The organism is Nonlabens tegetincola (genome assembly GCF_002954355.1).
GTDB classification, from domain to species: Bacteria; Bacteroidota; Bacteroidia; order Flavobacteriales; family Flavobacteriaceae; genus Nonlabens; species Nonlabens tegetincola.
Map to the genome: position 1 here is coordinate 364272 of NZ_MQVV01000010.1, position 25072 is coordinate 389343.

20 protein-coding genes are annotated in these 25072 nt (G+C 35.3%); 12 read left to right on the top strand and 8 right to left on the bottom strand.

The window, feature by feature from the left end:
- The first annotated feature begins 13 nt into the window (after positions 1-13).
- From BST93_RS02180 to BST93_RS02190, 3 genes are read left to right on the top strand one after another with little or no spacing between them, the layout of a single operon-like run.
- Positions 14-1390: a tetratricopeptide repeat protein gene (locus BST93_RS02180; RefSeq protein ID WP_105017917.1), complete on the top strand. Its 1377-nt coding sequence runs from the start codon at positions 14-16 to the stop codon at positions 1388-1390.
- On the top strand, positions 1390-2136 hold the full coding sequence (lolB1, locus tag BST93_RS02185) for a lipoprotein insertase outer membrane protein LolB1 (protein WP_042276945.1): 747 nt from the start codon (positions 1390-1392) through the stop codon (positions 2134-2136). The genes BST93_RS02180 and lolB1 overlap by 1 nt, the downstream gene beginning before the upstream one ends.
- On the top strand, positions 2133-3338 hold the full coding sequence (locus tag BST93_RS02190; protein ID WP_105017918.1) for a murein hydrolase activator EnvC family protein: 1206 nt from the start codon (positions 2133-2135) through the stop codon (positions 3336-3338). The genes lolB1 and BST93_RS02190 overlap by 4 nt, the downstream gene beginning before the upstream one ends.
- 3 nt (positions 3339-3341) lie before the next feature.
- On the opposite strand, the gene BST93_RS02195 is transcribed toward BST93_RS02190, so the two are convergent.
- A complete protein-coding gene (locus tag BST93_RS02195) occupies positions 3342-3977 on the bottom strand; it encodes a ComF family protein (RefSeq protein WP_258150466.1) in 636 nt (211 codons plus the stop codon).
- Positions 3978-4076: 99 nt separating this feature from the next.
- Here BST93_RS02195 and BST93_RS02200 point away from each other — a divergent pair, with 99 nt between their 5' ends.
- Both BST93_RS02200 and BST93_RS02205 read left to right on the top strand, forming a co-directional pair.
- Complete coding sequence (locus tag BST93_RS02200; protein ID WP_105018135.1) at positions 4077-4958, top strand: DUF8428 domain-containing protein; 882 nt, start codon at positions 4077-4079, stop codon at positions 4956-4958.
- 126 nt (positions 4959-5084) lie between these two features.
- The gene (locus BST93_RS02205) at positions 5085-6632 is read left to right on the top strand and encodes a glycine--tRNA ligase (RefSeq protein ID WP_085775388.1); all 1548 of its coding nucleotides are present in this window, start codon (positions 5085-5087) and stop codon (positions 6630-6632) included.
- A 58-nt stretch (positions 6633-6690) separates the two neighbouring features.
- Here BST93_RS02205 and BST93_RS02210 read toward each other — a convergent pair whose 3' ends face one another.
- The gene (locus BST93_RS02210) at positions 6691-7452 is read right to left on the bottom strand and encodes an exodeoxyribonuclease III (protein ID WP_105017919.1); all 762 of its coding nucleotides are present in this window, start codon (positions 7450-7452) and stop codon (positions 6691-6693) included.
- Positions 7453-7583: 131 nt separating this feature from the next.
- Between BST93_RS02210 and trpS the strand changes: the two genes are divergently transcribed.
- The gene (trpS, locus tag BST93_RS02215) at positions 7584-8552 is read left to right on the top strand and encodes a tryptophan--tRNA ligase (RefSeq protein WP_105017920.1); all 969 of its coding nucleotides are present in this window, start codon (positions 7584-7586) and stop codon (positions 8550-8552) included.
- Here trpS and BST93_RS02220 read toward each other — a convergent pair.
- Genes BST93_RS02220 through BST93_RS02235 form a run of 4 tightly spaced genes read right to left on the bottom strand, consistent with a single transcriptional unit; the run spans position 8549 to position 12171 of the window.
- Positions 8549-9166 carry a deoxynucleoside kinase gene (locus BST93_RS02220; protein ID WP_042276956.1) on the bottom strand — a complete coding sequence of 206 codons (618 nt, stop codon included), beginning with the start codon at positions 9164-9166 and terminating at the stop codon, positions 8549-8551. The two genes, trpS and BST93_RS02220, sit on opposite strands and share 4 nt — an antisense overlap.
- A 3-nt stretch (positions 9167-9169) precedes the next feature.
- Positions 9170-9946, bottom strand: coding sequence for a hypothetical protein (locus BST93_RS02225; protein ID WP_146104963.1), 777 nt, complete (start codon positions 9944-9946; stop codon positions 9170-9172).
- 40 nt (positions 9947-9986) lie between these two features.
- The gene (locus BST93_RS02230) at positions 9987-10676 is read right to left on the bottom strand and encodes a response regulator transcription factor (RefSeq protein ID WP_105017922.1); all 690 of its coding nucleotides are present in this window, start codon (positions 10674-10676) and stop codon (positions 9987-9989) included.
- Positions 10657-12171, bottom strand: coding sequence for a sensor histidine kinase (locus BST93_RS02235; RefSeq protein ID WP_181072528.1), 1515 nt, complete (start codon positions 12169-12171; stop codon positions 10657-10659). Before BST93_RS02235 ends, BST93_RS02230 begins: the two co-directional genes overlap by 20 nt.
- A 115-nt stretch (positions 12172-12286) precedes the next feature.
- Here BST93_RS02235 and BST93_RS02240 point away from each other — a divergent pair, with 115 nt between their 5' ends.
- The 6 genes from BST93_RS02240 to BST93_RS02260 all read left to right on the top strand — a co-directional run bounded on the left by BST93_RS02240 (position 12287) and on the right by BST93_RS02260 (position 21347).
- Complete coding sequence (locus BST93_RS02240) at positions 12287-13162, top strand: GLPGLI family protein (protein ID WP_105017924.1); 876 nt, start codon at positions 12287-12289, stop codon at positions 13160-13162.
- 89 nt (positions 13163-13251) lie between these two features.
- The gene (locus tag BST93_RS02245; RefSeq protein WP_105017646.1) at positions 13252-14109 is read left to right on the top strand and encodes a GLPGLI family protein; all 858 of its coding nucleotides are present in this window, start codon (positions 13252-13254) and stop codon (positions 14107-14109) included.
- 60 nt (positions 14110-14169) lie between these two features.
- Positions 14170-16884 carry an outer membrane beta-barrel protein gene (locus tag BST93_RS02250; RefSeq protein WP_105017925.1) on the top strand — a complete coding sequence of 905 codons (2715 nt, stop codon included), beginning with the start codon at positions 14170-14172 and terminating at the stop codon, positions 16882-16884.
- Between the two features lie 253 nt (positions 16885-17137).
- Positions 17138-17860, top strand: a complete 723-nt coding sequence (locus tag BST93_RS14300; RefSeq protein ID WP_219843731.1) for a hypothetical protein — start codon at positions 17138-17140, stop codon at positions 17858-17860.
- An 8-nt stretch (positions 17861-17868) separates the two neighbouring features.
- Positions 17869-20046 carry a PEP/pyruvate-binding domain-containing protein gene (locus BST93_RS02255; protein ID WP_219843732.1) on the top strand — a complete coding sequence of 726 codons (2178 nt, stop codon included), beginning with the start codon at positions 17869-17871 and terminating at the stop codon, positions 20044-20046.
- Positions 20046-21347: a serine hydrolase gene (locus BST93_RS02260; protein ID WP_105017926.1), complete on the top strand. Its 1302-nt coding sequence runs from the start codon at positions 20046-20048 to the stop codon at positions 21345-21347. The genes BST93_RS02255 and BST93_RS02260 overlap by 1 nt, the downstream gene beginning before the upstream one ends.
- Here BST93_RS02260 and BST93_RS02265 read toward each other — a convergent pair.
- Positions 21344-24145 carry an NTP/NDP exchange transporter gene (locus BST93_RS02265; protein WP_146104965.1) on the bottom strand — a complete coding sequence of 934 codons (2802 nt, stop codon included), beginning with the start codon at positions 24143-24145 and terminating at the stop codon, positions 21344-21346. The two genes, BST93_RS02260 and BST93_RS02265, sit on opposite strands and share 4 nt — an antisense overlap.
- Positions 24108-25058, bottom strand: coding sequence for a serine hydrolase (locus BST93_RS02270; protein ID WP_085775382.1), 951 nt, complete (start codon positions 25056-25058; stop codon positions 24108-24110). Before BST93_RS02270 ends, BST93_RS02265 begins: the two co-directional genes overlap by 38 nt.
- Between the last annotated feature and the right edge of the window lie 14 nt (positions 25059-25072).

Below are 25072 nucleotides of genomic sequence, written 5' to 3' on the forward strand. Positions count from 1 at the left end.
ACTCATGAACAGCATGACTAGAAAAATCATATTTTTTTCACTTTTAACCTTAGGGTTACAAGTTCATGTTGGTGCTCAAGAACAAGGTGAGCAAGATGAGGTTAATGTGGATTTGCTACAGGATGTTTCAAGTGAGTTTAAAGAGAAGTTTTTTAACGCACTTACTGAAAAAGCAAAGGAAAACCACAACAAAGCCATAAATATTCTATTAGAGTGTGAAGAACTAGAGCCTAATGCTGCGATAATTCAATTTGAACTGGCAAAAAATTATGAGGCAATTTCCGCTTTCGCGAAAGCGGAACAATCCTTACTAAGAGCCATTGAAATAGATGGGAAAAGAGAATGGGTTCTAGACAAATTATATGATGTTTATGATAAGCAACAAAAATTTGATGAAGGACTTGAGATTCTAGAAGAACTCACGCAAATTAATCCGATTTATGAAGAGTTGTTGCCCTATCAATACTATAGAACGCAGCAATATCAAAAATGTGTTGATATAATCAATAAGTTGGATAAGCGATTGGGCGTTGACAAGCGACGTACCTTTTTACAATCACAAGCAAAAAAGCAGCTAGGAATCGTTGAGGATTTAAACGAGGACATCACAGGAGCTTTAGCTAGAATCCAAAATGATGATAAAGATGAACAGGCATATATTGAGCTTATTTATTATTACAGTAAAAAGAAAGATCAAGAGAACACTCTAAAGTATGCTGAATTATTAGATAAAAATGTTCCTGATAGTGATAAAGCCCATCTCGCTTTGTATAAAATTTATCTGGATGCAGGTAGGTTAAGAAAAGGAATACGTAGCATGAAAAAGGTTTTTAAATCACCGCAATTTGATGATGAAACCAAAGTGCGCGTACTCAATGATTTTATTACGACTAGTACGCATGATGATGAACTCATGGATGATGTAAAGGATGCCATCGATGTTTTTTCAGATTATGTAGAAAACCCTGAAGCCTTTACGGCTCTAGGAGCCTATTATTTGGAGAAAAAGAATGATCCCAGTGCGGCACTTGCTTTTTATGAAAAAGGATTGGAAATTAATGATCAAGACTTTGATCTTATAAAAAAGGCAGCTTTATTATCTATAGACGTTAAGGATTACAGCAAGGCTCATGATATATTAGAAAAAGCATTATCCTACTTTCCAGCCCAACCTTTGTTCTATTTGTTAGATGGTGTTGCCTTAAATTATCTTGATAAACCTGATGATGCTATTGAACGCTTGGAATCTGGAATGACCTACTTATTAGACGAGATTCAATTGGAACGAGATATCTATCAACAGCTTGCTATAAGCTATGATAAAAAAGGTAATGCAACACAAGCAGTAAAAATGCGTTCTAAAGCTCAAGAATTATCTAAAAAATTATAATGAAATTGAGATACTTACTAGTACCAGCTCTATTAATCATAGTAGCATGTGGTACTCAAAAATCATCAACAACTGCTCTAGCTACTGCAAAGAAGGCTAAGGTGGTGCGCAGTCATGATAATTCAGAACTTGAGTTTAATACACTCAAGGCTAGACTAGGTGTGGATTATGAAGATGACAAGCAATCTCGAAATATTACCATGAACCTGCGCATGGAAAAAGGTGAGAAAATATGGATGAGTGCGAGTATTCTAGGACTCACTCTAGCCAAAGTTTATATCACACCTGATCGTGTACAGTTCTATGAAAAAATTAATAAACGCAGTTTTGACGGTGATTTTAGATTAATAAGTGATTTTCTAGGTGAGGATTTGACTTTTGAACAACTAGAAGATGTTTTGCTAGGTCAAGCGGTTGAAAATTTGAGTAATCATGAGTTTACCATTCAAAATAACGAGTATCAATTCAAAACTGAAGATGTTATCACCAAGCTCTTTCGTTTACGACCATCTGATTTTAAATTGGTAGAGCAATCTGTTCTTAAAGCTGAAAATAATTATCTAACTATAAATTACCCTGAATATCAAGAGGTAGATAATCGTTTATTGCCTCGTACGGTAAAAATCGATGCAAAACGAGGAAAACGTTTTTCTCAAGTAGAACTTACCTTTAAAAGTGTAGAATTCAATAAAGAGCTATCCTTTCCGTTTGAATTACCAGATAATTATCGCAAAATCGAGTTATGATTAAAAAGTTAGTGGTTGTTTTATTAGTAGTTTTTTGTGGTGTACTTGGGACGGCACAAACTCAAAAAGAACTGGAACGCAAGAAAGCCGCTATCCAAGATAAAATCAATCAATATGATAGATTGTTAAAAGAAGTACGTCAAGAGGAAAATACAATGACATTACTTCTAGAGACTCTCGATAAAAAAATAGCAAGTACTCAGGAAATTATTACCATCACAAATCGTGAAGCAAATGCTCTTACTCGAGCTATTAAGAACAATAGAACTGAGATTAAGAAACTAGATGAAGAAGTAGAGTCTCTTAAAAAGGAATATGCTAGTATGATTGTAAAAGCATACAAGAGCAAGAATGATCAAAGTAGATTGATGTTTCTACTGTCTTCAGAAGATTTTTTGCAAGCGTATAAAAGAATACAGTACTTGAAATCCATTGCCGATTACCGCAAGAAACAAGCAAATGAAATTAGTGACAAAAGTGCCCAGCTCAAGCAGAAGACTGAGAAGTTAGAGATCGATAAAAAGCAAAAGGAAATTGTAGTCGCTCAAAATCGAAAACAAAAAAAAGAATTGAGTAAGGACAAAACGGAGCAGGAGAATATGCTGGCTGTGGTAAACGCCAATAAAAAGAAGTACAGTTCGCAATTCAAAGAAGCCGCAAAAGAACGAGATCGTCTAGACCGTGAAATCAAAAAACTAATTGCAGCTAGAATTAAAGAATCCTATAAAGGATCAGGTAAAAAAGTAGATAAAAACAAATTTTTTCTTACTCCAGAAGCCAAAGCACTAGCAGCAGACTTTAAATCAAACAGAGGTAAACTACCATGGCCTGTTAATGAAGGCTTTGTTTCACGTAAATACGGAGAAATGCCTTCTCCAATAGATAGAAATGTCCGTATTTATTCAAATGGCTGGCGTTTTCAAACGCCTAAAGGTGCAAGTGCACGGGCTGTTTTCTCTGGTGAAGTCGATGCTATTGTTAAGAAACCAAATGGTATTTTAATAGTGTATATTCGTCATGGAAACTATACATCTGTTTATAATAATTTGAAATCTGTTGCTGTATCAAAAGGTGATAAAGTCAAGGTATACGATACAATTGGAGAGGTTTTTACCAATCGAGCAGGAGTTTCTGAACTGCGATTTATCTTAATGGAAGATACAAACACGCTCAATCCTGCCTACTGGCTTTTAAAAGGGTAAAACTTAAACGGCTACCGCCATAGTGGCTATTGAGATTTTTATATCAGGAATTTTTAGAAGTTCATGCGCACAACTACTTAATGTAGCTCCTGTAGTTATCACATCATCAACTATTAATAAATGCTTGCCTTGTAAGGTAACATCATTAAGTTCAAATACAGCTTGTTTAATCGCATGGCGCTCTACTTGATTTAATTGAGCTTGCTTCCGTGTATTTTTAGTCTTGATAAGAATATCCTCACGATAGTCTGCCTGAATAGCTTGTGCAATTTCTTTCCCAAAACCCGTCACCTGGTTATAGCCTCTTACCTTTTTTCGTTTAGGATGAATAGGTACTGGTAAAACCACGTCTATCTGCTCAAACTCTTTTTTATTTTTTATTTCTCTAGCCATCCACTTGCCTAAATACTCACTTATTCCTTCTTGTTTTTTATACTTGAGCTGGTGAATGAGCTGTTGAACAGCACCTATTTTTTCATAGTAAAATAAACTTGTAGCATTTTCTACAGGTACTCTCGCAAAAAATAAATCTTTAATTTGTGTATCCTTATTTTTATGATGTAGCGCTAGTGGTAGGTGTGCAATGCATGTAGTACACAGCTTCTCTTCTCCAGGAGTAAGCACGGTAGTACAAGCCATGCATGATGGTGGATAAAAGAGGTTAAATAAATCTAAAAACAAGTTTTTCACAAATTATTTTCTAGCTTGCTGCGTTATAAAGATAAACAACCTATAAAAATGACTAAGGAAAAAGACAATCGTATTTATAAGGTGCTCCTAGGATTATTGCTTTTAGGATTGATAGCAGTAAGTGTTTGGGCCTATAAAAATTACAACGAGAACGAATCTATTAAAGCCGATCTAAGAGACGAGCAAGTTCAAATTCAAAAAGAGCTAGAAAACATAAGTGCAGAGTATACTGCCGAGATTGATAAAGGGAACGTCCTAAATGCAGAATTAACTAGCGCAAATGACCGAATTACTAGACTCGTTGATAGCGTAAGCAGGCTAGAAGCCGATGTAAAAGTAATTTCTAGATTAAGAAAGGAACTAGCAAAAATTAAACAAGAGCGCACAGCTTTAAAAGAACGTATAACCGTACTAGAAACTTTAAATAAAGACTTGTCAAGAGTTAATGATAGTACACTTGCTGCGCTCAATGAAGAAATGATTAAAAGTCAGGAGCAAAGCGACATGTTATCAAAATTAAATGAGAATATGTCTAGAGCAGCAACTCTTGTTCCTACAAACTTCACTACTCAAGGCGTTATCATACGTCGTAGCGGTAAACAAATTGAAAATGACAAAGCAAGACGAGTTGATGACTTAAAAGTATGCTTTACCTTGCCACAAAATCCGCTGGCTCAAGATGGCGTTACTGAATTTTACCTTCAAGTAATAAATCCAGAAAATAATGTAATTGGTAGTAAGGCGCAGCAGCAGTTTGACGGCCAGTCACTTACGTACTCTAAACTTATTAAGTTCAATTATCAGAATAAGGAACTAGATATTTGCGAGTTGATTAATGCTGGCGAGGATGAGATAACTTCAGGTCGTTATCGTATTAATTTATACAACGGTCCAGTGAGAATAAGTAGTAGCGAGATTACACTTAGATAAAAAATTGAGTCGTAAACTTTATAACCGTTCTAGAAATAGAGCGGTTTTTCTTTTTTTACGCTTTCGCGAAAGCGAAAAAAACACAAACACGTCGCACAAGACAACACTTTTTTTACCTTTGCAGCTATGGCAAAAAACAACGATCAGGATCAGTTTAAAAAAGTACTCTCACATGCTAAAGAGTACGGTTATGTCTTCCAATCCAGTGAAATTTATGATGGCTTACAAGCCGTTTATGATTATGGACAAAATGGAGCAGAGCTTAAAAAGAATATAAGGGAATATTGGTGGCAAGCAATGACCCAATTGCATCAAGAAATTGTGGGTATAGACGCTGCCATTTTCATGCACCCGACTACATGGAAAGCCAGTGGTCACGTTGATGCTTTCAATGACCCATTGATAGACAATAAAGATTCAAAAAAGCGCTATCGCGCTGATGTGCTTATTGAGGACTATTGCGAGAAATACTTGCAAAAAGCAAACAAAGAGGTTGAAAAAGCTCGTAAACGTTTTGGAGAAAGTTTTGACGAGGATATGTATCGCAAGACAAATCCACGTGTTCTAGGATACCTAGAAAAAGCGACCGAGCCAACCGCAAGACTAGCATCTTTACTGGAAAATGAGGATCTAGCAGGAGTAAAAGCACTTATCGAGGAATTGGAAATTAAATGTCCTGTTTCTGGATCAATGAATTGGACCGATGTAAGACAGTTCAATTTGATGTTTGGGACTAAATTAGGAGCCAGTGCAGATACAGCAACAGATTTATATTTAAGACCCGAGACCGCTCAAGGAATTTTTGTAAACTTTCTAAACGTGCAAAAAACCGGTCGTATGAAAATTCCATTTGGAATTGCTCAAACAGGTAAGGCATTTAGGAATGAGATTGTTGCTAGACAATTTATATTCCGCCAGCGTGAGTTTGAACAAATGGAGATGCAATACTTCGTTAAACCTGGAACTGAACTCGAGTGGTTTGAAATTTGGAAAGAAAGACGCATGGCGTGGCATCAATCTCTAGGAATTGATCAGTCTAATTATAGATTTCATGATCATGAAAAACTAGCACACTATGCAAATGCCGCAACCGATATCGAATTTGATTTCCCGTTTGGTTTTAAAGAATTAGAAGGGATACACTCAAGAACAGATTTTGATCTTAAGGCTCATGAGGAACACAGTGGTAAGAAGCTTCAATTTTTTGATCATGAAGAAAATAAAAGTTATGTACCTTATGTAATCGAGACCTCAATAGGTTTAGATAGAATGTTTTTGGCTGTTTTTTCTAATGCTTTACAAGATGAAGTTTTGGAAGATGGTAGTGAGCGTACAGTCCTTAAAATACCAGCGGTACTTGCACCTGTAAAAGCAGCTGTTTTACCACTGCTTAAAAAGGATGGTTTACCAGAAATCGCACAAGAAATTATAGATGATCTTAAATGGACTATGAACGTTCAATATGATGAGAAAGATGCTATAGGTCGTCGTTATAGACGTGCTGATGCTAATGGAACACCATTCTGTATAACTATCGATCACGACACCAAGGAAGATAAAGCTGTCACAGTACGTAATAGAGATACTATGACTCAAGAAAGAGTTGCGATTGCAGATCTTAAATCATATTTAGAGCCTAAAGTTGCTATGAGTGAGTGGTTAAAAAAGATCTAGAGTAATCCTGTAATACTTAAAGTAAAAAGCCGAATACTTCTTTAATATTCGGCTTTTTTTATTCTAGCTCTACAAGTACTGGACAGTGGTCACTGTGCACAGCTTCTTGTAAAATTACAGACCTTTTTACACTTGATTCTAGCGGTGTTGTAACCATGTGATAGTCCAATCTCCATCCTTTATTTCTTGCTCGACTACCACCGCGGTAGCTCCACCAAGAATATTCATCGGGTTGATCATTAAACATTCTAAAAGTGTCTATAAATCCACTTTCAACAAATTGATCCATCCAAGCTCTTTCTTCTGGTAAAAAACCACTTGTGTTTTTAAGTCTTACAGGATCATGGATGTCAATAGCTTTGTGACAAATATTATAATCACCACAAATTAATAGCTGCGGTCTTTCACGTCGTAGTTCTTCTGTGTAGGCTAGAAAGTCATCCATGTATTGGAATTTGAAGCTCAGTCTAGCATCATTAGTTCCACTAGGCAGGTACATACTCATAATAGAGAGATCTCCATAATCTACTCTTAAGTTACGACCTTCATTGTCCATGTACTCAATTCCAGTACCATATTCTACATGATCTGGCTGCGTTTTACATAAAATAGCAACACCGCTATATCCTTTTTTTTGAGCTGAAAAATAGTACTGGTATTCGTATCCAGCTTCTGAAAAAGCATCCTTATCAACTTGATCTTCGGTAGCCTTTATCTCCTGTAAACAAAGTACATCTGGATTTGCAGCTTTTAACCACGTAATAAAATCTTTTTTCATGGCTGCTCGTATTCCGTTTACATTGTAGGAGATAATTTTCATAGGATATAATTTATTTCAAAAGTAGGAGTAAGATCGCTTTATACAAAGGAACAAACTAATAATCTATTGCAATTCGGACCTAATAAAGTCCTTACTAGAAGTTACCTTTGCAATCTTTAAAAACAAAAATTATGGCAAGAGTTCTTACAGGTGTCCAGTCTACTGGAACACCTCATTTAGGTAACCTATTAGGAGCTATTTTACCAGCAATTGAGATGAGTGAACAGTCTGAAAATGAATCTTTTCTTTTCATCGCCGATTTACATTCGCTTACTCAAATTAAAGATGGTGAACAGCTTAGGGCTAATACGTATTCAACTGCCGCTGCCTGGCTTGCTTGTGGTTTAGATACTTCTAAAACTACATTTTATCGCCAGAGCGATGTGCCTCAAGTAACAGAACTTAACTGGTACTTAAATTGTTTTTATCCATACCAAAGACTTACACTAGCTCATAGTTTTAAAGACAAAGCAGATCGTCTAGGAGATGTTAACGCAGGTCTTTTTACTTACCCAATGCTTATGGCTGCAGATATACTATTATACGACGCGCAAGTCGTACCAGTTGGTAAGGATCAGTTACAACATATAGAAATGACCAGAGATGTAGCGGGAAGATTTAACAATGCAATGGGTGAAACCTTGATTGAACCACAAGCAAAGCTTCAAGAGTCTACCATGTACGTTCCAGGTACTGATGGGGAGAAAATGAGTAAGTCTAGAGGAAATTACATAAATATTTTTCAAACTGATAAAAAATTGCGCAAGCAAATCATGTCAATTGAAACTGATAGTACGCCTCTAGAAGATCCTAAAAATCCTGATACCTGTAATGTATTTGCTTTATATAAGATTATAGGTAAAGAAGATGAGGTTGCTGCTCTCAAAGCTAAGTACCTAGCCGGTAATTACGGTTACGGTCACGCTAAACAAGCGTTGTACGAACTTATTTGTGAACGATTTGCGACAGCGCGTGAACGCTATAACTATTTCATGGAAAACAAGCACGAGATAGATGCTGCTCTTGAACAAGGCGCGCAAAAGGCTGGTGCTATTGCAAATGAGACTTTAAAACGCGTGCGTAAAAAAGTAGGATATTAAGCAAACAGACCTGTAAGTTCTGCATCAATTTTATTGATGATATCACCTAGATCTTCAGGGTTATTTACAAAATCTATGTGATCCACGTCTATGATTAGGAGATTTCCCTTGTTGTAGCCGTGGATCCATGCTTCATAGCGCTCGTTAAGTCGACTTAGATAATCAATAGATATTGAGTTTTCATAATCGCGCCCACGCTTTTGAATTTGCCCAACAAGATTAGGGATGCTACTGCGCAGATAAATTAAAAGATCTGGTGCAGCAACTAGCTTTTCCATTAGATCAAATAGTGATGCATAGTTATCAAAATCACGTTGAGATAACAAGCCCATCGCATGCAAGTTAGGGGCAAAAATATTAGCATCTTCATAAATGGTTCTATCCTGAATAATTTTTTTACCACTTTCTCTAATTTCCAGCACTTGACGGAAACGGCTGTTTAAAAAGTAAACTTGCAGGTTAAAGGACCATCGTTCCATATCGGTATAGAAATCTTCCAAATATGGATTTTCAAGGACATCTTCAAATTGTGGAGTCCATTTGTAATGTTTTGCTAGTAATTTGGTAAGGGTTGTTTTACCAGCGCCTATATTTCCCGCAACAGCTATATGCATGATCTATTTCTTGAAATTCAACTCTAGGCTGTGAATCTTGCCTGAGGTCCAAATATAAAGGTTTCCCGTCTTTAGATGAAAGCTTTTGTTGTTTTCAGTAATCAAAATTTCCTTTGGGATTTTGGTTGTTTCGCTTTCGCGAAAGCGAAAATCTTTACCAAAATTATAGGATGTAACATCATTGCCTTGAATTATTACCAATTGTTCTAGATGATAGGCTAGCATTGCGCCATTCAAACTCAAAGTTGATGTCTTACTACCATAAGTATTGAATGAAATTAGAGAGTTGTCTACTTGAACATGGCAGAAGTTATAATCGGTATATAAATGTCGTATGTTGCCTTTAATAACTGGTGTTGAAGAGATGATTCTATTATTGATATAATCGTATAATTCTATTTGATTAGTATCGGCATTGAGCATCCATAAACGTCTATCGCCTGCAAGCTGGACTTTACTAATGAATCTTAGTGGATTAAGTGTACTTAAGGTTACTCGCTGTATTTCATTAAGTCTGTTGTCAAGAATTACAACGGTTTGAGTATCCTCATAAAAAACAACGATTTTAAGTGGATTAAGTAAATCTACACTGGTAATAGGCCCTAATTGTATGTCAAAGTAGTTTGTAGATTGTGTGGTGGTTTTTTTGACTAGAGCTTGATCTTTTCCATAATACAATGCACCAAAGTCATCAATGCCATAAAACTCCTGCATATCCACAGGTGTTTTAATTTCCTGGCACATACCGTACAAACAAAAAAGAAGAAGTAAGTATTTCACAGTATAAAGGTACTTCTTTTAAACGCAGTACTCTTTTACCTTATTCTCCAACTATTAGTTTATATCCAAAACCTCTAACATTAACAATTTCGATGTTTTCATCTTTGGCTAGTTTTTTACGCAATTTCGTAATGAACACATCCATACTGCGCCCAGAAAAGAAATCATCATCACCCCAAAGTTTTTTAAGGATGTAAGTACGGTCTAGTACCTTGTTCATTTTAAGAACAAGATGGTAGAGTAGGTGAGATTCTCTATGTGTGAGTTTAATTATTTCATCATTGATTTTAAGTTCTTGTTTTGGGAAATTAAAATCGTAATTACCAATCTTATAATGGCTTGCTGTTTTTTGAATATTTTGTCTGGTAAGTAGGTTCTTAATTCGCACGATAAGCTCTTCCATGGAAAACGGTTTTTTTAAATAATCATTACCGCCTACATGAAATCCTTCTAGAACATCATCGGTTTGTGATTTTGCAGTAAGAAAAATAATAGGTACTTCGTCATTAAGTTGGCGTACATTTTTTGCTACTGTAAACCCATCCATTTCGGGCATCATAACGTCCAGTACTAAAATGTCATAATCGTTTTTTTCAAATGCTTCTAATGCTAGTTTACCATTTTCAAAGTGATCCACGTCAAATCCTCTGGAATCTAAACTTTCACTTACAATCATTCCTAGTGCTGGTTCGTCTTCAGCTAATAAAACTTTAGTAGTTATTTGTTCCATGAGGTATTTCTATTTTAAACTTAGTATTTGGTTTTATGGCAACAGAAATGGTGCCATCGTGCTTTTCAATAATTGTTTTTGTGTAAAATAATCCGATACCAAAGCCCTTTACATCGTGTCTATTCCCTTGACTTACCCTGTAAAATTTATCGAATATGTTTTTAGAGTCTTTATAGCTTAGACCAGTTCCACTATCGCTCACTTCAATTACAGCGTTATCAACAGTTTCACTCAAGGTTACTTGGATTTCATCGCCACCATATTTAAAGGCATTATCTACAAGGTTATTGATAGCATTTTCTATATGAAAAGGATCTACACGGCTGTAAATTTCGTCATTTGTAATATTGATCGATAAGGACTTATCATTTCGATTTTGATACTTGTTGATTACGTTTTCTATAACCTCTGCTAGATTGGTAGCATTTTTCTCGAGCACTAATTCTTTACTGTCTAAAGTAGCAGTTTCAAGAATTTTCTCAACCATAACATTAAGTTTTGCTAATTGGTCACGTCCCATCGACAAGTATTTGTCTGTTTTTTGTGGATCACCAGATCCTGCAAAATTCTGAATCGCTTCTAGTGCTACACCAGCAGTCGCTATAGGTGTTTTAAATTCATGTGTAATATTTGAGATAAGATCATTCTTCATTTCGTGAAGCGCTTTTTGGTTGCGTATTACCACGACTAGATAGAACAAACATGATATGACACCTACAATTAAAAGGGCACTCAGTAGAATTCCTGTAAGATTTTGTTTAAGCAGTTCACCACGATAATTTCCATAGTACAAAGTAACATTGTGACTAGCTGGCATAAGTTCTGTTTCTGGTTGAGTGCTGTATTGAAAATCAGGTTTTACAACGGTACTAGGGTCACTAGTATTCATCAAGTTGAAATCTAGATTAATCTTGCGCTTTCGTAAGTTTTCCTGAAAATTTTGTGCTAGTTGAGGTACATTAAGTTCATCTTCCTTAAAACTCAATATGATCTTGCTGGTAAGAGCGGTTACTTGCTCTTCAAAACCATCATCACCAGTTTCACCAGAACTAAATGTAACAGATTGAGATTCCCTAGTAATCGTATTAGGATCAAAAGAAAATCTATTTTTACGCAATCGTTCTTCAAAGATTTCAAGAGAATCTAGATTGTCTCCAGATACTACGGTTATTCCTTTAAGATCATCAATTTTTACATCATCAACACTAAATTCCAGAGCGGTAGTTATATTACGTATACTGTCGACCCTTTTAAAGAATTTATCAAGACCAATTTCCCCAACACTACCTTTCATGAGTACTCCAAAGTTATTGCGTTGTGCTAGATCGGTGTAATAATCGTCTATACTTTGATCCAGGCTGGTCTGTACATCTGCAATAAGTTTACGTTCAGCTTCTTTGTAATTCTTGAAATTCCAATAGACTTGTATGGCTAGGGTAAATAGAATTACAACAGAAATAAATATGAGAAGGAAACGGTACTTTCTATCTTTCATGTGGTAAAGGTGCATCAAACCAAACTTATAAACCAATACGATTAACACATATTAACCTTGCTTAAGAATTGTATTTCTTTGATTTACCCATATTTGTATATCAAAAACCTAAACTATGATTACTATTACTCGCTATGTATTACTGGTATTGGCCTTGATTTTTGCAAAAACAAGTCTATTACAAGCTCAAGAATTTAAAGGTATCGCAACTTATCAAAGTAAAATGATAATGGATACAGAAATGGACAGTACAGCTGTTAAAGAAATGGGCGCAGAAATGGCCAAAGCCATTCAAAACGCTCTCCAAACCGCAGGAGAAGCTGAATTTACTTTACAATTCACTCGTACTGAATCCGTATATGAAGAGGTAAAGCAACTGGAAAAACCTCAACCTAAAATGGAAGGGTTATCTATAACGATTAGTGGAGATGGTAGCGCTTATGGAACTACCTATAAAGACCTAGAGAAGGGAACTTATTTAAGGGAAGATAAGATCCAAGGAAAAGAATTTTTAATCAGTGATGATCTTGAAAAATGGGATTGGAAAATTACTGGGGAACAAAAGAAAATAGGGAATTACACTGCTATAAAAGCTACTTATGTAATTCCAAAGCCAGAACTCACTGAAGAGGAAAAGAAAGAAAAAGAAGAAAAAGAGCAAAAAGAAGGAGTAAGTATATTAGACAGCATTCCACAAGAAGATACGGTAGTTACTGCTTGGTTTACACCCGAATTGCCAGTTCAAAATGGTCCAGGTTCCTACCACGGTTTACCAGGTTTGATTTTGGAAGTAAGTGACGGGTCTACCATTTTACTGTGTACCAAAGTGGAACTTAATCCAGAGAAATTCAAGCTTAAAAAACCAAAAAATGGTAAAAAAATATCATTAAGTGATTTTGAGGAATTACGTGAGAAAAAACAAAAAGAAATGATGGAACGTTTTAAAGGAAGACGTTCTGGCGACACTCAAGTAATCATGATTGGTGGATAAAGGTTAAAAGTTTCTTAACGCTTGAAACTTTAATGGGCTTATGTAGTCCAACCCATTGTGGTAAAACCATATTAATCTAAAACCCGATTATGAAAAAGATATTTTTTGCTCTTATTGCACTGGCGGCAACGGTTGCGACTGCACAAGAGATTTCTGGCGAGGCTACCTACCTTTCTAAAACAAAAATGGACACCAGCTGGATGGATGAGAACCGTAATCTTACTCCAGAACAACGCAAGCGTATTGAACAAAACATGAAAAAGATGAGTGAAAAAACTTTTACACTCACTTTTAATCGTAACGAGTCCATGTACAAGGAAGAAAAAGAGCTGCAAACTCCAGGTCGTGGTGGTCGTGGCTGGGGAAATTGGATGGGTACCAGTATGTCAGGCGACAAATACAAAAACTTAGAAGAAAAAGTATGGTTAGAAGAACGAGACATGTTCGGAAAACAATTTTTAGTAACTGATAGCCTGCATACTATTGAATGGGAGATCACGGGAGAACAGCGTCAAATAGGCCAATACCCAGCCATCAAAGCTATAGGAACTAAAAAGAACAATAGTTTGGATTGGAGTAGTTTCCGACGTCGTCAACCTAAAAATGCCGAAGAAAAGAAAAAGGATAGCATTGCCATGAAAGAAGGTCGTTTTGAAGACGTATACGAGCAAGCCGATGAAATTAAAGTCATTGCTTGGTTTACACCAGCTATTCCAGTACAACACGGTCCTGCAGAATATGGTGGTTTACCTGGTTTGATTCTTGAATTAAATGCAGGAGAAACTACGTTATTATGTAGTAAAGTCGTTATGAATCCGGCAGAGCCTGAGGAAATTAAAAAACCTAAAAAAGGTGAGGTCATTAACGAGGAAGACTACAACGAATTGTTTACAAAAAAAATGCAAGAGATGCGCCAGCGTTTTAGAGGACGTGGTCGTCGTGGATAACATCTTAAAAACCCGAACATTTTAATCTACCTGTTCGGGTAATTTTTTACAACTTTACTTATGAAAAAGAATATTCTTATAGCCATTTTGTGCTTATTTGTTTTCGCTTTCGCGAAAGCGCAATCTGTTAAAATCACAGGAGTGGTGGCAGATAGTTTAGGAAATACGTTAGGTATGGCAAACGTAATCGCCTATCAACAAGATAAAAATTTAGGTGCCTTTGGTATCACAAATGATCAAGGTAAATACCAACTTTTGAATCTTAAAAAAGACAGTACATACATTCTCAAGGTGTCTTTTTTAGGATTGAAAACTATTGAGGATACTGTCAAAAACATCCAGACAGATCTAGTTAAAAATTATATCATGTTAAATGGCGCCGATGAACTTGACGCAATTAACATTGTCTATGAGATGCCGGTTTCTATAAAAGGTGATACCATCGTTTACAATGCCGATAGTTTTACCAATGGAACTGAGGATAAACTAGAAGATACCCTTAACAAATTACCAGGTGTTGAAGTAAATGAGGACGGAGACATTCTTGTAGAAGGTAAACAGGTTGAGAAAGTCATGGTAGAAGGTAAAGATTTCTTTGAAGGTGATAGTCGCTTAGCTACAAAAAACATCCCAGCAGATGCAATTGATAAAGTACAGGTTCTTAGAAATTATAATAATCGCAGCCAATTAAAGGGTCTAGGGAACGATCAAGATAGAGTCGTGATTAATTTGAAGTTGAAAGAAGGGAAAAAGAAATTTTGGTTTGGAGAAGCTACTGTAGGAGCTGGTTATGGTGGTGACAAAGCTAGGTATATCATCCAGCCTAAAGCCTTTTATTACAGTGAAGATTTCTCAATGAATATTTTAACTGACTTTAATGATTTAGGAACACCTGCTTTCACTGGTCGAGATTACTTTAGATTCATAGGTTTTAGTCGTCGCGATACAAGACAGAACAATTCTAGTATAAACGTTCAAGCTCAAAACCCTTTAAACGTATTTCAGGGTAATCGAGCCCTTAATATAGAGAGCCAGTTTGGTGCACTTAACACATCATGGTCGGTTAATAATAAGTTGGATATAAGTTCATTTGCCATAGTTTCTAAAAACACAATCGATACTCGCAGTACGAGCAGAAGAACCTTTGTGGATAATTCTAATACTGAGGAAACGGATAATAGAGGTGTAGATGAAACAGTTGCCGCTTTATTTAAATTGGGAGCAGAGTATAACCCTACTGATGCGTTTACTCTAAGTTATGATGGAAGATTCAATTATGCAGACCAGCAAGGTGTAAGTGATTTAAGTTCTATTGATCGTGAAGCAGATCGTAGTATAGATACTCGTGATGAACAACAGCCTATTACGTTTAACCAGTCTTTAAATATGTACTACACCGCAAACGAGAAAAACATTTTTGCGTTTGAAAGTCAGTTTTTGAATCAGTACGAGGATCCTTTTTACAATGCAGTTTTAGATATAGATCCTTTTGACCCAACCACAAATACGGAACCTTTTAACGGTAGACTAGGTATAGGTGAGCAGGATATTTATAATATCAATCAAGAACAATTTGTTAACACAAATAAGTTGGATGCAAAGCTGGATTATTACTATGTATTAAACAAAAAAAGTAATTTAAACTTTACTGTAGGAACAAGTTATGTGTCTCAAAACTTTGATTCAGATATATTTGAGATTCAAGCAGATGGAACTCGTAACGAATTACAAGATTCAAATTTACGCAATGATGATGTGAACTTTGATTTCTTAGACGTTTATGGAGCTGTTCATTATAAAGCTATTTTAGGTAAGTTCACCATAACACCTGGATTAACTGCGCATTCATTTCAAACAAAGGACAGACAGAATGGAGTTACTAATACTATCGAAACGGAACGTGTTGTACCGGACGTAGAAGTACGTTACGATTTTAGAAGTTCAGAAACTTTGACACTTAACTACGATCAAAATGTAACTTTTAATGATGTAAATAGTTATGCCAATGGTATTTTATTTAGAGGTTATAGTTCCCTACAAAGCGGTAACAATCAGATAGAAGGAGCTTTGAATGATCGAGTAAGATTAAGCTATCGTAACTTCAACATGTTTAATTACACTACCATATTTGGTAATGTTACCTACACCCGATTAACTGATGCTATTCAAAATGAAGTGGCTTTAGATGGTATCAATCAAGTTTCTCGTCCTATAAATGCATTATTGCCTAATGAATCTTTAAGTGCAACTGGTTCTTTTGGTCGAGAAATAAAGAAGATTCAAGCTACTGTGACAGCAAATGTAAGTTGGTCAGAGAATAACAATATTATCAATAATATTACTCAAACAGCTACAAACTTCAATCAAAACTATAGTTTCAGAGCTCGATCAAATTTCCAAAAGGGAATTAATTTCAGTTTACAATACGCCCTTAATCTTAACAATAGTGAGAATGGTAACTTTGAAAATGATGCAACAACAAACAGTATAAACTTAGATTTAGATTATCAACTAGGTAAGAGCTGGTTGTTCAAGGCAGGATATGATTACAACATTTTCACTGCAACTGGTGATGTAGAAAATAACTTTGAATTTTTTGATGCTAGTATCCGTTATCAAAAACCAGACTCCAGATGGAGGTACGAGTTAATCGCAACAAACTTATTAGATACCGATGCTAATATTCGTAATTCATTTGGTCAAATTGCAACAAGTACCAACGCAACTTTCGTTTTACCTAGATACGTATACTTTAGAATGAGATTTGATATATAACCATTTTTGGTTTAAGTCAATTAAATAGAAATTAGTTACATGTATTTTTGATTTATCATTACCAAATTAACTCATCACAAAAACCTCAAAGAGATTAATCTTTGAGGTTTTTGGATTTAATAAATTGAGGATATCCTTTATGAATTCGTTATTGTTTATAGTTAAAGTAGAATTACAGGTGTCTTGTTAAACCTTTCTAACTTTAAATTTTTTTAACTCTTAAGCTGGCTATTTTCGTAGTAAATACCAACTTATGCTTAGAAAGCTACTCTTTATAACACTTCTTGTTCCTATTTTGGGAACCGCCCAAAAATTCACCGATTCTCAAATAAAAGAAATGATTGAAACTTATAAAGGCCTTGATCGAGGTCCTTATAAATCAATAAATTGGTTTTGTGAAGATGGCACTATTAGAGACTCCAAAGATCCTTGTCCTGGAGATCTAGAAGGAATTCAACACGCTAGCTACAAACCACAGGTAATTGAGCTAGCACAACGTAATCATATCTATTTTGGGGAAATTCTGGCATCTAATGAGATCTGGAAATTTTGGGATGGCAACAATAACCACAGTAGATTAAAACAGTATCAACTTCAAAAGTTTCTGGAAAACTCAGATAATGGTTGGATACAAGAGAAATCACAATTTTACCGTGGTGCAAAACAAATTGAAGATGAGGAAGAATGGGGAAGAAAATTCTATTATACAGTCCTGTCAAGCAATGAAATTGTAGATCGAGACTTTTTTCTAGTCAGAGAAAGTTTAAGAGACTTACCTCATGATGGTGATACCAATTTGTCACAAGAAATACGTAGTTTAAGCAAGATACTTGCCGAGCGTAATCCTGCGTTCATGGAATTACGAATAAAAATCCACGGTAATCCAGAAAAAGAAGATACCCAAGCAGTAGAAAATTGGTTAAAGGAGCACGAAAAAAAATCAAGAAAGAAGATCTTGAAAAATTTGAGTTATTAATTGATAAGATGCATGAATTCTTTAAGCCGGTAAGCATTAGTCAACTAGAAAAAATGGTTTCGGACTGGGATAAAAACTCTTTTATATATAATCAGGTGTCATGGTTTAGTAGTACGTATAAAAATGAGACCGATCCGTCTATTATAATACCAGCCGCCTCGGGATTAATGTGTGATATTCGTGTAAATCTTAAAGAAGATAGACGCGGTACTCGTAGAACTAGCGCATTGGAATTAAGTTTAAGGTTAGAAGAATTAATATTTCAACAAGCCTCACAATGGAGTCCTAACACAATCAGAGAGCACATTGATAAAATTTATGCATTAAGCGAGGCACTAGCATCAGCAGGTTACATTGAACAATGGGAATGGGACTTAGTAGAAAATGATTTGCACATTCATACTGATGCCACTGTTAAAGCAAAAATTCTACTTCAATTTATTCAAAAAGCTAGACAACAACTAGCATGGGGTAGTGGAATGGTTAAAAGTATTTACGGTGATACCGTAGAGCAATATGCGAGTTTTGAACCGTTAGCCCTTGGACTCTACGATGATAAGATAAGGAGCAGCTTACTCTTGCCCTTGGGAGATGCAATTGGAGATTTCTCAGGATTAGTGTCTAGACAAATAGGAATGGAAAACAATGTTCCAGTAGTTGATAATACAAGTACCATAAAAGGATTGAACCCAGGTTATGCCATGGGAACTTTGCATGTGGTAAGTGGTGATGCACATGGATTATCCGTAAACTCTTCAGATATATATGTTTTTGAAACACCGCCTAGTGATTTAAAACCGGTAGCAGGAATAGCCACCGTATCAGAAGGTAATCTAGTATCACATGTACAATTGCTTGCTCGTAATTTGGGTATTCCTAATGCCGTCATAAGCACTGAAAATCTAAGTGACTTAAAAAAACTAGATGGTAAATCGGTTTTCTACGCTGTAAGTCCTAATGGAATAGTTCATTTGTTTGACAAAGATCAATTAAGTAATGAGGATCAGGATTTATTTACAGCCTCAAAATCCAAGGATAAAAAAGAAATTCGAATTGATGAAAATCGTTTGAAACTAGAAATTACTTCACCAGTTGATATGGCTACAGTAACTAGTAAGGATAGTGGGATATTGTGCGGACCCAAAGCGGCAAACCTTGGTCAACTCAAACAATTGTTTCCAGAAAAAGTGGTTAATGGAATAGTTCTTCCTTTTGGTGTTTTTAAAGATCACATGCTACAATCCATGCCAGATTATAAGGGTACTTATTGGGATTTTTTGAATAACGCTTTCGCGAAAGCGAAACAACTAAAACAAAATGGTTCAACACCTACCGAGGTGGAACAGTACCAACTGGATCAACTAGAGATCCTGCGGTCATCCATTAAAACAATGCCTTTAAAACCAAGTTTAATTGAGGAGCTAGAAAAGCAGTTTAAAAGTACTCTAGGAAGTAAATTAGGAAATGTTCCCGTGTTTTTACGCAGTGATACTAACATGGAAGATCTCGAGGAGTTTACAGGAGCTGGCTTAAATCTTACAGTATTTAATGTAGTGGAAAGAGAAAAGATTCTTCAAGGAATACGCGATGTTTGGGCAAGTCCGTACACAGAGCGCTCGTTTAAATGGAGACAAGCCTATTTATCCAACCCAGAAAGTGTGTATCCGTCCATATTAATTATTCCTACTGTAGATGTGGATTATAGCGGTGTACTAATCACCAAAGACTTTTTAAACAATCATGCCGAAAAGGTTACGGTAGCAATGAGTCGTGGAGCAGGCGGCGCCGTAGATGGACAAAGTGCAGAAACCTATTTGATTCATCAAAACGGAACTACCGAATTGATTGCGCCAGCAAGAGAAAATAAGCGCCGTCGATTGCCTGTTACCGGAGGATCTTATATGGAACATGTTGATTTTGATAATTCCATATTGAATGAAATGGATTTAAAGAAAATCCTACAATTTGCACAAGATGCACATGCTACCATGCCAGAATCTAAAAATGGCACTTATAAAGGAGCTTGGGATATAGAGCTTGGCTTCAAAGAAGGTAAACTGTTCTTATTTCAAATAAGACCATTTGTTGAAAATCAAAATGCGCTTTCTCATCCATATCTACAGAAAATGGATGAAATGATTAATACGGAAATCGAGTTGTTAACTTCTAAAGAGATTCATGCGTAATGAAAATTATCAAAACACTTTCAATACTATTAATAGCTCTATTTTGTATTGCTTTTTATCCAATTGATGGGTATAATATTACTGGAATCAAAAGACTTAAACGATTAGAAAAAACTTTAGATAGTACCATTACTGAGTATTATTTAAAGAAAGGTAGTTTTAAAAAGCATGATGAGGTCAATTTGTGGCTCTGTGAGGAAACAGTATCAACCGATAGTTTGATGGTTGTTGATAAGGAGTTTCAAAAAGAAATGATGAGTTTGTTCCCTAGTAAACAAGGTTACGGGATTACAGTAATGGATATTACTAATCCAGAAAAAACTCGATATGCAGAGATGAATGAAAATCGAGGTTTTCAACCTGGAAGTGTTGGTAAAATAGCTGTAGCAACTGCTTTTTTCAATGAATTAAGACAATTGTGTCCTGAAGATTGGCATGTAAGACAACGATTATTAAGAAATAAAATAGTAAAGTCTGGTAATTGGGGTTTGTATGATCATCACACTATTCCAGTCGTTGATCTAGAAAAGGATAAATATGTTAAAAGAACAGTAGTATATGAGGATGAATTTTCCTTATATGAATGGCTAGACCATATGTTAAGTGTTAGTAATAACGGTGCAGCTAGCATTGTTTGGCGAGAGGCCTTGCTTATGAACATTTTTGGCGACGAGTATTTCAATTTAACCCAAGAGCAGGCAGATGAATATTTTGAGACTGCAGATCGTAGATCGTTAACAGATAGAGCCATTCAATTAGTAAATCAACCTTTAAGAGATTTAGGTATCGGTCATGACGAATGGAGATTGGGTAGTTTTTTTACTAATGGTCCAGACAGATACGTAAGTAGTAAAGGAGGAAGCATAGGAACACCTAAAGGTTTGATGAAGTATTTGTTGCAATTGGAACAAGGTTGTGTGATAGACGAAGAGTCTAGTTTAGAAATCAAACGGTTGTTATATATGACAGATAGAAGAATACGATATGCTTACAGTCCACGCTTAAATAATGCTGCGGTCTATTTTAAATCAGGAAGTTTATACAGCTGCGATAAATCTAAGGACACACCTTGTGGTAAATATAGAGGGAATAGGTACAATTACATGAATAGTGTAATAATTGTTGAACATCCTGATGGTACCAATTATATTGTCTGTTTAATGAGTAATGTACTTAGTAAGAATAGTGCAGGTGCACATATGTATTTGGCAAGTAAAATTGATCAAGCTATACATAAAAGGAATACTCAAAATAACGCGACCACCATACAAGAAGAAAATCCTGATGTAGGAGAAGGTTAAGCTGTCTTTTCCTTAGGGTCCATATTAAATCTATTTAAAAAACTTATTACTCCTTCTTTTTCGCTGTTTTCTAAGTAAAGTACGATTCTCTTTCGTTGAGATAAAGGCATTACGTGGAGTAATTTAACTAGTTTGTTTTCAAGTAGTTTCTCATCTAGCAATATTGATTTTTTAATTAGCGTTTTTTCAGGATAGAGTTGTATTTCATTAGTATAGTCAAAATGCTTCTCTTGTAATTTTAAATAAGAGTTTGTGGCATTAAATACTTGTGTGCTCAACTTTCTATGTAAAACCTCATTTAAATATTCTTTAGCCTCTATTTGTGAGTTGGTTTGTTTGCTTAATAGTCCGTTGTAAGCTATCCATATATTGTCGGGAGAATATCGAAGTGCGAGTATATTAAATAATACTTTTAATTGTAGATCTATTAGTTGTTCGATTTCAATCGTCAATTCTTTAATTTGATTTACTACAGGTAGATGAGTAATATCATCATCCGAGTTTGACATTACTTTTAAAGAATAAAACATACGTATTAATTTATAATAGCGTTTACTCTCCTTCTTTATTAAGTTTTGAGCTGTTCTTCCGGTTAAACGCGGGAACTTTTTATTTTGTCTTAAATTAAAAAGCTTATCATAACACTTATAATTAGATGAAATAGTATAGTCTGATGCTATTTGAATTAAAAACTTGTATGATTTTTTGGTATTAATAGCTCCCAATAACATGGGTAATTCTTTAAGTAAAGATTTGGTCAATGTACCTCGGCTATGTTTTACTTTTAGAAAATGAAGTAATGAATTCCCGTATTCAACTAATGCTTCCGAAGCAACTTTTCGGTATCTAGGTTGTTCCAGTAAAGAAAACAAATCTTGTAAAAAGTACCTGTCCTTAGTATGACCTGCAGACTTTATACAGGACGTTTTTATCACTTCGTTTCTGTTGTTCAAATTGGTCTTGATAATGGTTTGATAGTTAGTATATTTTGCATATCCAATGGCTTCAATCAATCTGCTTTTTTCTTTTAGGTCAACTTCTTTAATGTTTTCGTCTATTTCATCAAGGAACAATTTAATCCTCAAATGCAAATTATATTTTTCACCAAGGTGTGAATCTCGACTTGCGTATTGGGCAAGTGCTAGTAGTGCTGTACTTGCTATGTGATCATCATCATCATCCAGATAATTTTCAAAAAATTGAGGAGCTATATGATCTTGTGTAATTAGATACTGTAAAGCGGCAAAGACGAGTTCACTATTTTTAGAGTAAATAAAATTATGAACACGGTAAACAGGCTCTTTAAAAACATGATTAAGCTGTGAAATGGCAGCTATTTTCACTTGATCGTTTTCGTGATCTAGTAGTTTTAATAAAGGATCTTTAAGAGAATGATGTGCAACTTGAGGCACTTTTTTTAATATCTCAATAATATCCAACTTATTTCCGTTGTCTATAATTACCTTAATATTTTCTCGAATCACCTTTAGATTACTTCGTTTATCGAATAGTCCGGTTTTAATCGAAATGCTTGATTTGAATGTGCTTAGATAGGTACTGCGAACCTTAAGTATCATATACATCCAGAATAGGGTGGCGATAATAATTATAAAATTAATGGTATAAGTAGGTAGTTCAAGTCCTTTAATTATCAGTATAATTAATAATCCAGCTATACCTGTTGCGGTACTATCTACAACAACATCGATAAATGTTTTCGTTTTGTTTTTAATTTCACTGGGTACGGGAAGTGCAAGCAACTCAACACTACTCTTGTATAACGATTGCTTCAGGCTGCCATCAAATCCTTTGAGCAAAACTACTACCCATAATTCTGGGAAAATGAAAAGTAAACTGGTACAAATGACAATCATGGTAGGTAGTACCAATAGATTGGAACTTATATTGAGGTTTTCAAGAAATTTTTTGGTTAAGAAAAGTTGTATAAGCAATGAAATTATATTGAATGTACTGAACCAAAATCCAAAAAATGAAGCAAGATCATCAGGCTCTGGTATACTAACACTAGATAAGTAACTAAATTGATAGTCCACTAATTTTGCTACCACAACACCTAGTCCAATTACTCCAGCCAAATAACTTAGATGAGAGTTTTTTATGATTAACGAAAGCGATTTCTTTTTTGAAACTCGTTCTTGTTTTTGAAGCTTTATGTTTTTCAAGTTTACAATGCGCAGCGATCTAACTTTTTTATAAATGAAGACACAGGCTAGTATCATTAATCCAGCTGTAGCAATTAAAAAACCATTGTTAATATAGGGTGCGGTAATTGAAGTAAGATAACCACCTGCAATTCCACCTGCAATTCCACCAGCTCCTACAAAACCGAATAGACGTTTTGCTTGGGAAACATTGAACACAATATTGGCGGTTACCCAAAATTGAGAAGTAGCTAGAATAGCATAAATGCCTATAAATATGTAGAAAACATAGGATAAAAAGATGTTTTCAAAGTCAAAAACTACTACTCCGCCAATTAAGACAAAAACAGCCCCAAAGAACCATAAAGAATTCTTAGTGATTTCATGTAAGGGTAACGTGACAAGAAGTCTATTGTACGTGTAAGAAACAATTACTGCTACAAGCGCTGTAATAACAAAGGCTATTGACAAATTATCTCTACCTGCAACAGATAAAAAAAGTGCATTAACAGTAGGTTTAACTACTAGTAATGCACATATAAGTAAAAACAAATAGAGCTGCATCCATATCGCTATGGATAACTCGTTTTTTTTAATATCAAATGCTCTGGTTAAGAGCTGGCTCAATGGTAGCACCTTTGCTTGGGTTTATAGGCAAATTAGGTGATTTTTCTAGAGCATTCTCTAAAGGTCGTACTAAATTTCTTATAATCTTTTCTCCATTAGGAGATTGAACCATGGCTACCATAATATAATATTTACCTCTGGTTTCGTCCCAAACTAACGCGCTGTCGCAGTGCCAGTTGCGCCATGATCCGCTTTTACGATAAACATCGGCAGTTGGAGCAATCTGATCAAGTGTATTTACAAATTTGTGATGTAAGCTAGGATCTTTTAAAAATCCAAGCATTTGATTACTACGATCTGTATTTATCAATTGCCCAGTAGCTAATTGGAAATACATTTTGGCCACTGAAGAAGTGGTTGCGGCATGACTTAAACCCTTAATCGGATCTGGATTACGTTTACCTTGAGCAGCGTATCGTTTACCTACCCACAAACCACCATCATGAAATTTGTCATAAAATGGATTTTCAGGGTTACACATTACATCTTCAATTTTTTGAAAACCAACACGATCAATCATTCTAGTAGATGCAGCATTATTGGATTTAGAAATCATAAGCCACATGTCTTGCTTTACAAGTTCTGTATAAGCTAATTCACCGTTCTCGATAGCATCCATTGCCGCATACAGTACGGCAATTTTAGGCATGCTCGCAGCATACATCATGTGGTCGTCATTAATTCCAGCGTATCTTATTTCATCATCACTTAAATCAACAAGACTTATGGTGAGCAATTTTTTATCAATTAAGTTTTTCCAATTGGGATTAGCGTTTAATTGTTCTTGTAACTTTAACTGTAATTCTGCGTTTTGATAGAATTCAACATCTTGGTGAATATCTTCTACATTTACTAATGGTGGCTTTGCATGTGCGGTAAGTGAGCCTAGTAAAAACAGTAAAAAGAAAAGTGGTTTTATCATATAAATATTCATGT

What these genes read in the sequence shown, in the direction of transcription:
- BST93_RS02200 (WP_105018135.1), top strand. Translation starts at nt 4,077, where the DNA reads ATGACTAAGGAAAAAGACAATCGTATTTATAAGGTGCTCCTAGGATTA.
- BST93_RS02235 (WP_181072528.1), bottom strand. Translation starts at nt 12,171, where the DNA reads ATGAAAGATAGAAAGTACCGTTTCCTTCTCATATTTATTTCTGTTGTA.
- BST93_RS02205 (WP_085775388.1), top strand. Translation starts at nt 5,085, where the DNA reads ATGGCAAAAAACAACGATCAGGATCAGTTTAAAAAAGTACTCTCACAT.
- BST93_RS14300 (WP_219843731.1), top strand. Translation starts at nt 17,138, where the DNA reads ATGCTTAGAAAGCTACTCTTTATAACACTTCTTGTTCCTATTTTGGGA.
- BST93_RS02180 (WP_105017917.1), top strand. Translation starts at nt 14, where the DNA reads ATGACTAGAAAAATCATATTTTTTTCACTTTTAACCTTAGGGTTACAA.
- lolB1 (WP_042276945.1), top strand. Translation starts at nt 1,390, where the DNA reads ATGAAATTGAGATACTTACTAGTACCAGCTCTATTAATCATAGTAGCA.
- BST93_RS02255 (WP_219843732.1), top strand. Translation starts at nt 17,869, where the DNA reads ATGCATGAATTCTTTAAGCCGGTAAGCATTAGTCAACTAGAAAAAATG.
- BST93_RS02245 (WP_105017646.1), top strand. Translation starts at nt 13,252, where the DNA reads ATGAAAAAGATATTTTTTGCTCTTATTGCACTGGCGGCAACGGTTGCG.
- BST93_RS02250 (WP_105017925.1), top strand. Translation starts at nt 14,170, where the DNA reads ATGAAAAAGAATATTCTTATAGCCATTTTGTGCTTATTTGTTTTCGCT.
- BST93_RS02190 (WP_105017918.1), top strand. Translation starts at nt 2,133, where the DNA reads ATGATTAAAAAGTTAGTGGTTGTTTTATTAGTAGTTTTTTGTGGTGTA.
- BST93_RS02260 (WP_105017926.1), top strand. Translation starts at nt 20,046, where the DNA reads ATGAAAATTATCAAAACACTTTCAATACTATTAATAGCTCTATTTTGT.
- BST93_RS02220 (WP_042276956.1), bottom strand. Translation starts at nt 9,166, where the DNA reads ATGCATATAGCTGTTGCGGGAAATATAGGCGCTGGTAAAACAACCCTT.
- BST93_RS02210 (WP_105017919.1), bottom strand. Translation starts at nt 7,452, where the DNA reads ATGAAAATTATCTCCTACAATGTAAACGGAATACGAGCAGCCATGAAA.
- BST93_RS02230 (WP_105017922.1), bottom strand. Translation starts at nt 10,676, where the DNA reads ATGGAACAAATAACTACTAAAGTTTTATTAGCTGAAGACGAACCAGCA.
- BST93_RS02270 (WP_085775382.1), bottom strand. Translation starts at nt 25,058, where the DNA reads ATGATAAAACCACTTTTCTTTTTACTGTTTTTACTAGGCTCACTTACC.
- BST93_RS02240 (WP_105017924.1), top strand. Translation starts at nt 12,287, where the DNA reads ATGATTACTATTACTCGCTATGTATTACTGGTATTGGCCTTGATTTTT.
- BST93_RS02195 (WP_258150466.1), bottom strand. Translation starts at nt 3,977, where the DNA reads ATGGCTTGTACTACCGTGCTTACTCCTGGAGAAGAGAAGCTGTGTACT.
- trpS (WP_105017920.1), top strand. Translation starts at nt 7,584, where the DNA reads ATGGCAAGAGTTCTTACAGGTGTCCAGTCTACTGGAACACCTCATTTA.